Below are 13,792 nucleotides of genomic sequence, written 5' to 3'. Positions count from 1 at the left end.
TAATATAAAGTTTATGGGTATATAATAACAGGAATTTTTCATGATGTCAATCGTAAAAAACAGTAATAAACAAATTTGTTTTAATGAAAACACGAACAAAAATAAAAAAAACATATATATAATTCGGTTAATGTAGTGTATAATAAGTTTCGGCTTAAGAATTAATCAATATAAAAGCAAAAAAGGAGCCAGATTATGAACAATAAATATGATGTTGCTATTATTGGCGGAGGTCCTTCGGCGATTTTTGCTGCGTATGAACTAGTAACAAATAACCCGGCTATTCGTGTTATAATGATAGAAGAAGGTCATGATATTTACCATCGTGAATGCCCAATTGCAACTAAAAAAGTTTCTCATTGTATTAATTGCAAAATATGTGATATTATGCGGGGCTTTGGTGGTGCAGGGGCTTTTTCGGATGGTAAATATAACTTTACAAGTGAATTTGGCGGTTGGCTTAATGAATATATTTCCAATAAACAAGTAGAAGAATTAATTGATTATGTGGATTCCATTAATTTGAGTTATGGAGCACCAACGGAGTTTTTTACAACTAAAAATAGTAGTATTCGTAAAACGGCATTAAATTTTGATTTGCATCTTTTGCAGGCAAAAGTCCGCCATTTAGGTACAGAAAATAACTTACATATTCTTAAATGTATCTATGAATTTTTAAAAGAAAAAATTACAATTTCATTTGGTCAACATGTGGAAGAATTTGAGAAGCAAGATGCAGGCTTTATATTGAAGGTAAAAAATCAAGAGCAGCATATTCAATGTGACTATTTAATTGCAGCGCCCGGGCGGTCTGGATCTGAGTGGTTTTCCGATAAATGTCGTAAGTTGGGACTGCAAATGATTAGCAATCAAGTAGATGTTGGAGTGCGAGTCGAGATACCAGCTGAGATTTTTCAACATATCACTGATGAAGTATATGAAGCAAAATTAGTGTATCGTACTAAGGGATACGGGGACTTAGTACGTACCTTCTGTATGAATCCGAAGGGTTACGTTGTATCTGAAAATACAGATGGAATTATTACGGTTAATGGTCATAGTTATCGTGATGAAAAGTTGCATAGCAAAAATACAAATTTTGCATTATTAGTCAGTAATAAATTTACAGAACCTTTTACAGAACCACAACAATATGGTAAACGGATTGCTTCTTTTTCTAATATGCTTGGTGGTGGAGTATTAGTCCAACGTTTTGGAGATTTGATTAAAGGTCGTAGAACGAATGAACATCGCTTGGCTCAAAGTTTTACAAAACCAACATTAGCAGCGACGCCTGGTGATTTAAGTTTAGTGTTACCTAAACGACATTTAGATAATCTAATTGAAATGATTTATGCCTTAGATAAAATTGCTCCAGGGATGGCAAATGATGATACATTGCTTTATGGTGTGGAAGTCAAATTTTATAGTTCACGTTTAAAACTAACAGCTGAGCTCGAGACTGAAATTCCTAATATGTTTGGTATTGGAGATGGTGCTGGTGTAACACGAGGATTATCGCAAGCTAGTGCGAGTGGTGTTCATGTAGCTCGGACCATTGGACAAAGGATGAAAAAATAAGCTTAAATCGAAGGACTAATCAATGGATTATGCCAATACGTGAAAAAAATAGCATTTATCATTACAAAAAGCTATAATTGAAATAGCTTTTTGTAATGATAAAAAAATAAGAAATATTGGGCTTTGGTGTGAAAAAACATAAAAATCAAAGAAAATCAAGGTTTTGTTAAGATGTCTTTTCTATTAAGATATGTTATTCTTATAACTAATGTTTAGGATGTGTGATTCTTATAACTAACAGTAATGGAGGAATATAGATTATGGAAAATCAAAAATCAACGAAACCTCGTGTTGTAGTGATCGGTGGAGGTTTTGGTGGAATACGGGCAGCTTTGGCATTATCTAAATATGGTGTAAAGATTACACTCATTGATCGCTACAATTATCATCTCTTTCAACCTTTACTTTATCAAGTTGCAACAGCTGGTTTGTCAGTAGATGATATCGCTTACCCCATACGCGCTATTGTCAAAGAAAAAAAGAATATTGATTTTCGATTGGCGAAAGTAACAGGTGTTGATTTTGAAAATAAAACAGTTCTGATGGATACAGGTACTGTTAATTATGATTATCTTGTCATTGCTGCTGGTGGCATGACGAATTATTTTGGTATGAAGTCTGTCGAGGAAAATAGTTTTGGTATGAAAACTCTCGATGAGTCTGTTATTATTCGAAATCATATATTATCCATGTTTGAATTAGCGGCTCATGAAAAGGATGCAGACAAGAGGAGAGCTTTCTTGACATTCGTGATTGTTGGTGGTGGTCCTACTGGAGTTGAGTCGGCAGGTGCTCTTTCAGAATTGGTTTATCATGTATTAACGAAAGAATACCACCATATCAATTTCAAAGAAGCTCGAATTGTATTGGTTGAGGCATCAGATAAATTGCTTGCTGCTATGCCGGAAAGTTTGCGGGAAGCCACTGTTGAAACCTTAATCAGTAAACGTGTTGAAGTGCGCATGTGTGTGCAAGTAACAGATTATGATGGCCAACGTTTAACTTTAAAAGGTGGCGAGGTCATTCCAACTAATACCGTTGTATGGGGAGCTGGAGTACGTGCCATTGATTTGATGGATAACTTAGGTGTTGAACAAGGTAGCATGAGACGGGTCGTGGTCAATGAGTATTTGCAAATCCCAAATCATCCAGAAGCTTTTGTTATTGGTGATGCTGCACACTTTATGCAAGATGAACGTCCTTTGCCAATGATTGCTCCAGTGGCTATGCAACAAGCTGATGTGGCTGCTAAGAATATCGATAATCTTCTTAAAAATAAAGAACTCAAAAAATTTGCCTATCGCGACGTTGGTAGTATGGCAACAATTGGTCGTAATGCCGCAGTTGTACAAATGGGTAACTTTAAAACTCACGGTTTCTTTGCTTGGGCGATATGGTGTTTTGTACATGTTTTACGTTTAATCAATTTCCGCAATCGGGCAGTCGTATTTTCAAAATGGGTATGGGATTATTTGGTCTATGAACGCGTAGTACGTATTATTACTCGCAAATAAGAGAAAAGTAGCAGTAAATAGAATTTAATTCTATTTACTGCTACTTTTCTTTTAGGTGCTTATGAAGTCATGTAATCTGAATTCATTAAGTAATGAATTGTAAGATCTTCAGATTCTGAAAGATCAATGATTTCTTTATCAAGCGTTTGTACAATGGGAGAATTTGAATTAGATGGAGGAAAGTAAAATACTTCTGCTTGCCGACCATCGCTGAGCATGACGTGAGTATGTAGTAACGAAGCCCTAATTTGTTGGATTAAAATTTGGCAGATGATTGGATCAATTTTACCAAATAAATCGTTCGATAAAATAGTAAGGGCAGCAAAAGGATTGCAGAGATCGTTTTTATATGTTTCAACATGAAAAATATTAGCAATGGTAATAATCTTGGCATAAGGGTGGATTTTATGACTCGTAACGCCCATGGGAAAACCAGTGCCATCTAGATATTCGTGATGTTGCAGTAAGCTAAGCATGACTTCTTCAGGGAGCCCTCTTACATTTCGTAATAATTGTCCCCCATTCACGACGTGGGCGTGGGGCTCAGCAAGACCTTCTTTAGCAATCACCATTTTTCCTATATCGTGAAGTAAACCGCTTAAGGTTAATGTTTGTAATTCGGATTCGTTCATTTTTAATTGGCGCCCAATGAGTCCGCTGATATAGGCCACCATAACATTATGTTGGCTGACTTCGTTTGCTAATTGGTGATCACCGATGAGCAGATAATCCATAATTGCAGGACCGGTAGTCAAAATCGATGAATAGATCGTAAAGGAAGTATCTTTTAATTCAAGAATAGGTAATTTGTTTTGATTGCGTATAAAATCAAATGAATTTGCTACCGAAGTAACAAGGGTATCATAATTATTTAAAAAACGTCTACATTCTACAGAGATATCTGTAGAATACGAAGGAAATTGTTCTTGAAGTGAGGTTTCTGATACCTGATCATTGCTATTAATGTGTACGTAGTTGATGTCCCATATGGTCAGGAGTTCGATTGTCCTTTGATTGATGATACCACCGCGATCTAAGAGGATTTTGCCATCAGGAGTGATGATAGGATGGCTTAACATGAGGCCCGGTGTTAAATCTTTAACTGCAATCATTATCGTTGGGATCACAATCAACTCCTTTTTATTCCTTTTAAATTAAGTGCCTGCTTATTTTACCTTTGTAATTTAAAAGTTTATAATAGATGTAATATGTAGTACTATTGTAACATGGAGGAAAAGATCTTGGTATATTTTATTAAATTCTTGTACAGTACTTTTTTATTTCCCCCTGGCATTATCATTATCGCCTTGCTATTGCTGTTCCTTCATCTCTATAAAAGACGGTGCAGTGGTGTACGAGTCGGCTTTTTACTACTCTTTATTTTTTACTTATCGTCAATTCCTTTGATTTCTGGTCAATTGATTCGCTCCTTAGAGGCGAGACATGAGCCTCCTAGCTACGTACAAGGAGATGTAATTGTTATGCTTGGTGGTGGAGCTACTCTTGATACTCCCAATGTTCATGGATTAGGGCACTTATCAGGCTTTGCAGCCAACCGTTTATTGACTTGTGCTCAGCTTTATCATAGCCTGCATGTTCCGATTTTAGTGTCTGGTGGCAAGGTACTAGAGAGTACAGGTACAGAAGCGGATATTGCAAAAGTAATTTTGATGGGCCTTGGTGTTCCAGCCGATCAGATCATAGCAGAAAATCAAAGTTTAAATACGACAGAAAATGCTACCTACACAAAAAAAATAATCGATCAGCATGGTTTTGTACAACCGATTTTAGTTACATCGGCTTTTCATATGGAACGATCTATATTGCAATTTTCAAAAGCGGGTCTATCAGTGATTCCTTATCCGACGGATTATCAGACGAATGTTCACTGGAGTTTTGAACTCTATCAGTTGTGGCCTTCAGCAAGTGCATTGTTAGATATGAGTTTGGCATTAAAAGAATATACAGGAATTTTAGCTATAAAATGGTATTAGAAATAAAATATAACTGTCGATTCTTACTCTGTATAGTCGGATCTTGTCTAGACAATTTCTATGCAAGGCTGTTACAATAAGGTGTGAAAGAATGAACTTTCATGATGGAATCGGAAAAGAGAATAGTTTTTTGATTTCAAGTAGGAATGACTAAGGCTTTTGCCTGTGTCTGAGGATTTGGCATGAACCGAGTCTTTTCGTAGGAAAATATATAAAGAAAAGAAGTGAGAAAATGATTGGTGTAAGCAAATTGCTTTGTGATACAGAGAATTTCGGAGATAGTCTTCGTTATGCCAAAGGCGTCCACGGTCAGCGTCATGGTGCTGCCGCTGGTATGGGACCAGTACTTTCTTGGAATATCACAAGAACCTGTAATCTTAAATGTGTTCATTGTTATTCTGATTCTGATAGCAAAAATTATGATGGTGAGTTAACAACTGCTGAAGCGAAAAAATTTATTGATGACTGTGCTGACTTTAAAGTTCCTGTACTATTGATGTCAGGTGGGGAACCGCTAATCAGGCCCGACGTGTTTGAACTTGTTGAACATGCGAAAAAACGAAATATCCGCGCTACTTTTTCTACAAATGGTACCATGATTGATAAGCAAATGGCTAAAGATATCAAAGCTTTAGAGGTAGGATACGTAGGAATTAGTCTTGATGGATTAGGCGAGGCGAATGATAAATTTCGCGGTAAGTCTGGTGCTTTTGACAGAGCGCTTCAAGGGATTCGAAATTGTCTAGAAGTTGGCCAACGGGTTGGACTTCGTTTCACGATCAATCGTTATAATTTTCATGATCTTGAAGATATTTTTAAGCTGATTAAAGAAGAACAAATTCCACGGGTTTGTTTTTATCATTTAGTCTATTCTGGCAGAGCTTCTCAGATGATGCAACATGATGTCAGTCATGCTGAATCTCGCGCAGCGATGGACCTTATTATTCGAAAAACTGAAGAGTTTAAAGATAAGTGTGAAATTCTAACCGTTGATAATCATGCTGATATTGTCTATTTATATTTACAGTATTTGAAGAAAGATCCAGTTCGTGCTGAAAAGATATGGGAACTTATGATGCGCAATGGGGGCAATCGCTCTGGTATTGCCTTTGGGAATGTTGATCCTTTAGGTAATGTTCATTCAGATCAGTTTACCCAAAATTATACTTTCGGTAATGTGCGAGAGAGAGCTTTCGGCGAAATTTGGACTGATGAATCAAATCCAATTCTTGCTGGCCTAAAAGATCGTAAAGGTTTACTTAAAGGCCGTTGCGGTATTTGTAAGTGGCTCAATGTCTGCAATGGTAATTTCCGTGCTAGGGCTGAAGCGACAACCGGCGACTTCTGGGAATCAGATCCTGCTTGTTATTTAACCGATGAAGAAATTGGGATTCGATAAATAAAAGTTGCAAAGAGGGATTTTCGAACCATCATGGTTCGAAAATCCCTCTTTTTAGCGACTAATTTGGAATTTTAACGAGAAAGCGTAATGTAGGACCGATTTTCTGAGGTGCTTCAATCATTTCGTATCCTGCTTTCAGAACTTCTTCCGGTACTGAAATAAAACTTTGTGGGCAATCTGCTAGGATCTCTACAATGGTCCCTTTATCAAGTTTTTTCAGAGTTTCCAATGAAAAAACCACAGGATAAGGGCAAGGTTCTCCGCGTAAATCTAATAGATACATTTTATTATTCATATGATCACCTCCCAAGCATACGACGTTTGGATGTTTGACGCCAGTCGGCCCATAGATATACAGCAAATAACATCAACATTGTAAATGTGATTGCTCCCGCATAACCGAAATTTTTCGCAAGATCAATTCGAGGAAATGGTTCGACTAAGAGAGCAAAGACGCCAGAATCCCAGCCAATTGTCAAAATCGTAGCACCAATTACATTGCCAAGACCTACAAACCAGAATTGAATCTGTCCCTCGACAGCGCGGTACATCCAACCTGTTTCACAACCACCAGCAATTACGATACCGATACCGAAGAGTACACCACCAAGTAAAGCACCTGGTCCAGCCCACCAAATCACTTTTGGCGGCATTCCCTTAGCTAAAAACACAGCGGTAATTAGGGTTTGTACAACGATGCCCCATACCAAGGCTTTAGCCGTATTAGCACGTCCGATCAGCCATAAATCGCGAAAGGCTGATGTAAAACAAATTTGCCCTTTTTGAATTAAAAAACCAAAGCAAAAACCAAAGATAATAGCTAGAAATAAATTGAGGGGATAATTTTCACTGACTAAATTTAATAAAAAATAAACAAAGAAGGCCAGTCCAATCATGCCTAAATAAGGTTGAATGCGATAATAAGCAGGGTTTTCAATTGTTTCTCCCACTTTTTTTACTGCGACTAACTTAGGTTTCCCCATAATCAAAGGATGAAGACTTAATTTTATACCATAATAAGTACCTGCAATTGTCCCCAGAGTAAATAACCATGCGTGAAAAGAAAATTGTGGAATACCAGTAAATAAAGCTGCCAGATTACAACCCATAGCAAGCCGCGTTCCGAAGCCTGCAATGATTCCGCCAACGAGTGCTTGGGCAATTCTTCGGCCAGTGGGGATCCGAAATTTTACATTTTGACCGAGTAGAGCACTAACGAATGCTCCGCCAAACATTGCAATCACCATAACACCATCAATACGAGTTAGAGGGGTACCTGTAAAATTAATCAATTTTAAATAAGTATACTGGCTGACATCTAAGTTCATAAACTGCAATAGATGAGCTCCCCAACGGGTGAATTCTCCAGTTACGGCCCAAGCTATCCCTAAAGAACCAAAGTATAAACCTCCTAGGATCCCTAAAGCAACAATAGCAAATAACTGATTCCAGAATCCGACGACTACATGATCATAATATTTTTTTAATAACAATAACACAGAATGAATCTCCTTTCGCATACAAATTAATACTACTCATTAATTTGTATGAATAGATGTAATATGCAGATGTTAAACCATTTTATATCAGAATCTTTATTTGCACAATCAATAATCTTAGTTGTGTTGTATAGTGATCATGAATTCTCTAGTTGGCGGCAGGGATTTTAGAATTTTTGGCATATACAGTAACACAAATAGAAATATGCGGAGGGGATTTGGGTGTCTAAAAAACTATTGGCCGTCATTGGTATCATTATAGTGTTTGCTGGGTTTGCGATCTATAAGATACAAAGCCATAAAGTTCTAGGTATTGCAGCCACGGGGACAATTGAAATCACGAGAGCAGATATCGCGCCCAAAGTCAGTGGATATATTGGAGAATTAAGCATTAAGGAAGGGGATTCTGTAACCATTGGTCAGGTCATAGCCCATATTTCCAGACCGGATTTAGAGGCGCAAAAACTTCGGGATGAAGCAGCGTTGATTAAGGCTGAGCTGCAATTAGTGGATTTGAAAAAGGGTGCTCGCCTTCAAGAATTAAGTGAAGCGCAAGCGACGGTTGCCAGTGGGCAAGCCATTTATGAAAAAACTCAAAAAGACTATATTCGGCAACAGGAGTTATTTCAGCAGGGGGCGATTTCTTCTCAGCAATTAGATGCTGCCCGTTCGGCTTATGAAGTGGCTCTCAGTACGCTCAATGCTTATCAAGCTCGTGCCAATCTAGTGGCGGAAGGAAATCGCCCTGATGCCATTGCAACTCAACAGGCTGAAGTAGAACGATCCCAAGCCATTGTGAAGCTGGCGAAAATTGCCTTAGATGATACGATCGTTCAGAGTCCTCTTGATGGTTTGGTCTTGAGTAAAAATTTTGAGCAAGGCGAGTATGTCAATGCTGGATCTTCAATTGGCACTGTTTGTAACTGGCGGGATTGTTGGGTCAAAGTTTATGTTTCTTCTGCTCAATTGGGGCTTATTCAGGTGGGACAAAAGGTAGAGATTCGGGTTGATTCCTTCCCGCAACGTGAATTTAATGGAGAAATTAAAGAAATTAGCCAGCAAGCGGAATTTACACCTCGCCAAAGTATTACTGCTCAAGAACGGGCTAATATGGTATTTGCAGTGAAGGTGAGAATCGATAATGCGGAGGGCATCTTGAAGGCAGGTATGCCTGTAGATGTGGTGATTCAGTAATGAGTATATATGCAGTCACTACGGATGAACTAACACGACAATTTGGCAATATAATTGCTGTTAATGAAGTCAGCATGAAGATCAAGCATGGTAGTATTTATGGCTTTTTGGGACCTAATGGCTCGGGAAAATCAACGACGATTCGCATGTTATGTGGTATTTTAGAACCCACCTCTGGAAATGGTCAGGTGCTAGGTCTTGATATCGCAAGGGAGAGTGAAGCCATAAAAAGTAAGATTGGCTACATGTCTCAGAAGTTTGGTTTATATGAGGATTTGACAATCTTAGAAAATTTGCAGTTTTATGCGGGTTTATATAATTTATCCAAAGATGTAAGGCGTAAGCGAATTGAGGAAATGCTAGAGATGGCAGGACTGTCAGCGCGGCAGAAACAACTAGCGGGTAATTTATCAGGTGGTTGGAAACAACGATTAGCCCTCGGATGCGCTATTATTCATAAACCTGCTATGGTATTTTTAGATGAACCCACAGGAGGAGTCGATCCTTTATCACGACGGATGTTCTGGGAAATTATTTATCGTTTAGCGGCAACAGGTACAACCTTTATGGTAAGTACACATTTTATGGATGAAGCGGAGCATTGTGATGAGTTAGGGTTTATTTATGAAGGTAAAATGATTGCTACAGGGACGCCTGGACAACTTAAAAAGACTATCCCGGGAAAAATGCTTGAAATTGGGACAGAAAACCCTATGAAATTATTAGAAGAGTTACGGTCAAGCCAGGTAGTCTTTAAAGATGCTTATATATGTGGAGCTAGCTTGCGGATATTAGTGGACAATGGGCAGGAAAGGGATTTCGAAAAATTTTCAGCCCAAGTCATGAGTCCGACCTTAGAGGATGTATTTGTTTATTATGCAAAATTGAATTCTAAGGAGCTGACGGTATGACGATAGAACGTTTAAAGGCTGTATTAATTAAGGAATTTATCCAGATGGGGCGGGATCGAGTGACCTTTGCGATGATGGTCATGCTTCCCGTTGTACAGTTATTGGTATTTGGTTTTGCCATTAATACAGATGTCAAACATCTGCCTACAGTCATTTTCGATCAATCTTTGCAGCAAGAAGGGCGAGATTTTGTTTCAGCCTTAACGGCTAGCGAATATTATGATATTAAGTATATTGCTGGTAATTTTAATGAAGTGAATGAAACAATCGATAGTGGGAAAGCAAAAGTGGGTATTGTGATTCCGCCCGATTTTTCTCAGAATTTGAAACATGGACGTAGCGCTGCTGTACAGGTGATTGTTGATGCTTCTGATTCTATGTCAGCCTCTTCGGCTATTAATACAGCTCAAATTGTGGGGCTCAATAAATCTCAAGAAATACTTCTACGCCGTAGTCAAGGTGGATCTGCGGGGAGTAAAGTTGATATTCCTTATGATGTACGAATTCGTCCTTGGTATAATCCGGATTTTATCACAGCCTATTATATGGTGCCGGGAATTATGGGGGTAGTACTCACCATGACCATGGTGATGATTACTTCTATGGCGATCGTAAGAGAGCGAGAGAGAGGTACTCTTGAACAATTGATTGTCACACCGCTAAAAGTGTATGAGCTCATGCTTGGGAAAATTATCCCTTATATTTTTGTAGGTTATGTACAGGCGACTTTAGCTCTTATTGTGGGAATTTTAGTCTTTGATTTACCGATGCGCGGCAGTATTGGACTATTATATGGACTGACAACTATATTTATTATTGCTTCTCTATCCTTAGGTGTACTGATTTCCAATCTTGCTAAAACTCAGATGCAGGCCATGCAAATGTCGTTTTTCATTTTTATGCCGAGTGTTTTATTATCAGGTTTTATGTTCCCGCGTGCCGCTATGCCAGATATCTTTTACGCTATGGGTTATGTATTACCTCTCACTTTTTACTTGGAGATTGTAAGAGGTATTATTTTAAAAGGAATTGGTATTCAGTATCTCATGTCTCAGCTCTTTGCTTTGACAGTCTTTATTATTGCTGTATTGATGGCTAGCATTATGAAATTTCAAAAGAAATTGTAAAAGGCAGGAAAAATTTAGATAGGGGAGTATAATAGAAAGGTACTCTATTTAATTTAAAATGACAACAGGAGGGTGATTTCAGTGGATTTAAAAACAATACGTGCAACTGCTAAAAAAAACATGAATGGAACTTGCCGAGTATGTCCTATTTGTAATGGTAGGGTTTGTGCTGGGGAAGTGCCTGGAATGGGGGGGACTGGTACTGGTGAGTCCTTCACAGAAAATGTACGAGCCCTTGCAAATATCAAATTGAATATGCGCACCATACATGATGCCTTAGAACCTGATACGACGGTATCAATGTTTGGTCAGCTGCTTAAAACACCCATTATGGGGGCACCCATCACTGGTTCAGGAATTAATGCAGGGGGCGCAATTAGTGAACTGGAAATGGTTACAGCCATTGTAGAAGGAAGTACCTTAGCAGGTAGCCTAGGTTGGATTGGTGATCCAGCAAATGCTAGTCTGTATGAAGATGGTTTAGCAGCGATTCGAGCCGGTAAACAAGGGATTGCAATTATAAAACCACGGATTGATAGTAAAGAAATACTAGCCTTATTTAAATTAGCAGAAGAAGCTGGCGCAGTGGCACTTGGCGTGGATCTTGATGGAGCTGGTCTCGTAACAATGGCTCTTAAAGGACAACCTGTCGGTCCGAAAACCAAGTCGCAATTAAAAGAACTAATTGAAGCGACTTCCTTACCTTTTATTGTGAAAGGAATTATGACTGCTGATGATGCCATCAAATGTGTGAAGGCAGGAGCAAAAGCAATTGTCGTATCAAATCATGGTGGTCGAGTGCTGGATCATACTCCAGGTGCTGCAGATGTTTTGCCTGAGATCGTTAAGGCTGTCAAAGGTAAAATTACCATTCTTGTTGATGGTGGTATACGTTCAGGGGCCGATGTATTGAAATTGTTGGCGCTTGGGGCAGAAGGTGTTCTAATTGGTCGACCTTTGATTGTGGCTGCCTATGGTGGAGGAACTGAAGGTGTACAAACCTTGTTAGAAAAGTATACAGCAGAATTGCGGGCTGCCATGATTTTAACAGGCTGTAAAAATCTTAAAGATATCAGCCCGGAAGTCTTATTTAAACATAAATAAAAATCTTATATGTCTTTAAGTTGTGATAGTGTCGTGAAAAAACTGCGATAGGCCCAATAGCTGGCAACAAAGGATGAAATTGTGACTGCACCAGCGAGCATGAAAGCGACCATAATTTGATATTTAATAGCTGATTCTGGAGCTACTCCCGCTAGAATGAGACCTGTCATCATACCAGGCAGCTGAACGATACCAAGGGTTTTCATGGAATCAAAAGTGGGGAGCATCGCAGTTTTGATGCTGTCACGAATAAGATTGATTGAAGCTTCTTTTGCTGGAGCGCCGAGGCATAGTTTGACCTCAACTTCATCTTTTTTGGTTTGGAAATTGGTCAATAAACTTTTAAATAATAAACTGATGGCAACCATGGAGTTGCCTACCACCATGCCGCTGATGGGGATGACTTGGCTAGGTTGGTAGGTGATAGCACCAAAAGCGAGCAGACTTCCCAAAGTGATAACAAGGCCACTGAGGATGGATACAAAGGAAATGAGCAAAGAATTTTCAATACTTGTCCCACGTTTCCTAGCGACCGTAGAGGCATTATAAACCATAACGAGTAGGATAAGAGTTGTAAATAATATGTTATCGAGATTAAAGACAAATTTGAGAATAAAACCAATGACTGTGAGTTGAATGACAGCTCGGGCACTACCTATGAGCATATCCTTTTCTAGGCCAAGCTTTTCTTTATAAGATAAAAATAGAGCAATGAGGACTAAACTAAATGTGAGAGCAAGTGATAGATTATTCATTCTGTTCTCCTTTTTCTTTAGTAAATTCCATTACCGAGCCCCAAAAAGTAATGCGCCCTGCTTCGAGGTAGAGCATTTTGTGCCCTAGGCGCCTCGCTTGCTGTAAATTATGGGTAATGAATAAGAGGGTTAAGTGATGAAGATGTTGTTCCTGAAGAATAAATTGTTCAAGGAGTAGAGTATTCTCTTCATCAAGCGCAGCTGTTACTTCATCGAGGAGTATAATGTTAGGTTTCATTAATAAAGAACGAATGAGTGCAATGCGTTGTTGTTCACCGCCAGAGAGGGCGGTGTTCTTTTTTTGTAAAATATTTTTTTCGAGTCTTAGTTGATCTAAATAACGGTGAATTTCTATGAAGTCAGGTCTTTGCTCACGTAGTTCATAGGGATAGGTTACATTTTCTTGTACAGTTGTGCCAAATAAATAAGGTTTTTGTGGAATGTAGCCAATGTTACGGCGAAGTTCAATAGGATCATAGTCTTGTATATTTTTATTTTTGTACATGATTTGACCTTGGGTAGGACTTGTGAGTAGGTTAAGTAAGCGAAGTAGGGAAGATTTACCTGAACCTGAGGGACCCATAATACCGATGCTGTCACCGGACTGTATTGTAAAGGAGATATCAGTGAGAATCCTTTGGTTGTTTTTGATCAGTTCGACATTGTTGCATTCAAGAAGATTCATCTTAGCACCTCATAGACATAGTTTAC

At 38.6% G+C, this 13,792-nt stretch carries 13 protein-coding genes; 8 read left to right on the top strand and 5 right to left on the bottom strand.

Going from position 1 to position 13,792, the window contains the following annotated elements:
- The first annotated feature begins 195 nt into the window (after window positions 1-195).
- Together ACAN52_RS01895 and ACAN52_RS01890 are read left to right on the top strand one after the other, a co-directional pair.
- The gene (locus ACAN52_RS01895; protein WP_378951363.1) at window positions 196-1,581 is read left to right on the top strand and encodes an NAD(P)/FAD-dependent oxidoreductase; all 1,386 of its coding nucleotides are present in this window, start codon (window positions 196-198) and stop codon (window positions 1,579-1,581) included.
- A 260-nt stretch (window positions 1,582-1,841) separates the two neighbouring features.
- Window positions 1,842-3,095: an NAD(P)/FAD-dependent oxidoreductase gene (locus tag ACAN52_RS01890; RefSeq protein WP_378951360.1), complete on the top strand. Its 1,254-nt coding sequence runs from the start codon at window positions 1,842-1,844 to the stop codon at window positions 3,093-3,095.
- A 59-nt stretch (window positions 3,096-3,154) separates the two neighbouring features.
- Here ACAN52_RS01890 and ACAN52_RS01885 read toward each other — a convergent pair whose 3' ends face one another.
- Window positions 3,155-4,222: an HD-GYP domain-containing protein gene (locus ACAN52_RS01885; protein WP_378951357.1), complete on the bottom strand. Its 1,068-nt coding sequence runs from the start codon at window positions 4,220-4,222 to the stop codon at window positions 3,155-3,157.
- A 114-nt stretch (window positions 4,223-4,336) separates the two neighbouring features.
- Here ACAN52_RS01885 and ACAN52_RS01880 point away from each other — a divergent pair, with 114 nt between their 5' ends.
- Together ACAN52_RS01880 and nirJ1 are read left to right on the top strand one after the other, a co-directional pair.
- Entirely contained in the window at window positions 4,337-5,089 is a 753-nt protein-coding gene (locus tag ACAN52_RS01880; RefSeq protein ID WP_378951355.1) for a YdcF family protein, read from the top strand.
- A 232-nt stretch (window positions 5,090-5,321) separates the two neighbouring features.
- Window positions 5,322-6,488, top strand: coding sequence for a putative heme d1 biosynthesis radical SAM protein NirJ1 (gene nirJ1, locus ACAN52_RS01875; RefSeq protein WP_378951352.1), 1,167 nt, complete (start codon window positions 5,322-5,324; stop codon window positions 6,486-6,488).
- A 61-nt stretch (window positions 6,489-6,549) separates the two neighbouring features.
- On the opposite strand, the gene yedF is transcribed toward nirJ1, so the two are convergent.
- Window positions 6,550-6,786: a sulfurtransferase-like selenium metabolism protein YedF gene (gene yedF, locus ACAN52_RS01870; RefSeq protein ID WP_378951349.1), complete on the bottom strand. Its 237-nt coding sequence runs from the start codon at window positions 6,784-6,786 to the stop codon at window positions 6,550-6,552.
- A 4-nt stretch (window positions 6,787-6,790) separates the two neighbouring features.
- Window positions 6,791-7,990, bottom strand: coding sequence for a selenium metabolism membrane protein YedE/FdhT (gene yedE / locus ACAN52_RS01865; RefSeq protein WP_378951347.1), 1,200 nt, complete (start codon window positions 7,988-7,990; stop codon window positions 6,791-6,793).
- Between the two features lie 222 nt (window positions 7,991-8,212).
- Here yedE and ACAN52_RS01860 point away from each other — a divergent pair, with 222 nt between their 5' ends.
- The 4 genes from ACAN52_RS01860 (at window position 8,213) to ACAN52_RS01845 (ending at window position 12,326) form a co-directional block, all read left to right on the top strand.
- A complete protein-coding gene (locus ACAN52_RS01860; RefSeq protein WP_378951344.1) occupies window positions 8,213-9,184 on the top strand; it encodes an HlyD family secretion protein in 972 nt (323 codons plus the stop codon).
- Complete coding sequence (locus tag ACAN52_RS01855; RefSeq protein WP_378951341.1) at window positions 9,184-10,095, top strand: ABC transporter ATP-binding protein; 912 nt, start codon at window positions 9,184-9,186, stop codon at window positions 10,093-10,095. Before ACAN52_RS01860 ends, ACAN52_RS01855 begins: the two co-directional genes overlap by 1 nt.
- 2 nt (window positions 10,096-10,097) lie before the next feature.
- Window positions 10,098-11,222: an ABC transporter permease gene (locus tag ACAN52_RS01850; protein WP_378951813.1), complete on the top strand. Its 1,125-nt coding sequence runs from the start codon at window positions 10,098-10,100 to the stop codon at window positions 11,220-11,222.
- An 81-nt stretch (window positions 11,223-11,303) separates the two neighbouring features.
- Window positions 11,304-12,326 carry an alpha-hydroxy-acid oxidizing protein gene (locus ACAN52_RS01845; protein WP_378951339.1) on the top strand — a complete coding sequence of 341 codons (1,023 nt, stop codon included), beginning with the start codon at window positions 11,304-11,306 and terminating at the stop codon, window positions 12,324-12,326.
- 5 nt (window positions 12,327-12,331) lie between these two features.
- On the opposite strand, the gene ACAN52_RS01840 is transcribed toward ACAN52_RS01845, so the two are convergent.
- Together ACAN52_RS01840 and ACAN52_RS01835 are read right to left on the bottom strand one after the other, a co-directional pair.
- Window positions 12,332-13,081 (bottom strand): ABC transporter permease, encoded by a 750-nt coding sequence (locus ACAN52_RS01840; protein ID WP_378951336.1) that lies wholly within the window; start codon window positions 13,079-13,081, stop codon window positions 12,332-12,334.
- On the bottom strand, window positions 13,074-13,766 hold the full coding sequence (locus ACAN52_RS01835) for an ATP-binding cassette domain-containing protein (protein WP_378951333.1): 693 nt from the start codon (window positions 13,764-13,766) through the stop codon (window positions 13,074-13,076). The genes ACAN52_RS01840 and ACAN52_RS01835 overlap by 8 nt, the downstream gene beginning before the upstream one ends.
- Between the last annotated feature and the right edge of the window lie 26 nt (window positions 13,767-13,792).

Source organism: Pelosinus sp. sgz500959, assembly GCF_042610375.1.
Lineage (GTDB): Bacteria > Bacillota > Negativicutes > DSM-13327 > DSM-13327 > CTSoil-075.
Note: the sequence above shows the minus strand (reverse complement) of the source record. Positions and strands in the feature narration are given on the sequence as shown.

Coding starts and splice junctions, on each gene's coding strand:
- ACAN52_RS01855 (WP_378951341.1), top strand. CDS start 9,184: ATGAGTATATATGCAGTCACTACGGATGAACTAACACGACAATTTGGC.
- nirJ1 (WP_378951352.1), top strand. CDS start 5,322: ATGATTGGTGTAAGCAAATTGCTTTGTGATACAGAGAATTTCGGAGAT.
- ACAN52_RS01890 (WP_378951360.1), top strand. CDS start 1,842: ATGGAAAATCAAAAATCAACGAAACCTCGTGTTGTAGTGATCGGTGGA.
- ACAN52_RS01840 (WP_378951336.1), bottom strand. CDS start 13,081: ATGAATAATCTATCACTTGCTCTCACATTTAGTTTAGTCCTCATTGCT.
- yedF (WP_378951349.1), bottom strand. CDS start 6,786: ATGAATAATAAAATGTATCTATTAGATTTACGCGGAGAACCTTGCCCT.
- ACAN52_RS01835 (WP_378951333.1), bottom strand. CDS start 13,766: ATGAATCTTCTTGAATGCAACAATGTCGAACTGATCAAAAACAACCAA.
- ACAN52_RS01895 (WP_378951363.1), top strand. CDS start 196: ATGAACAATAAATATGATGTTGCTATTATTGGCGGAGGTCCTTCGGCG.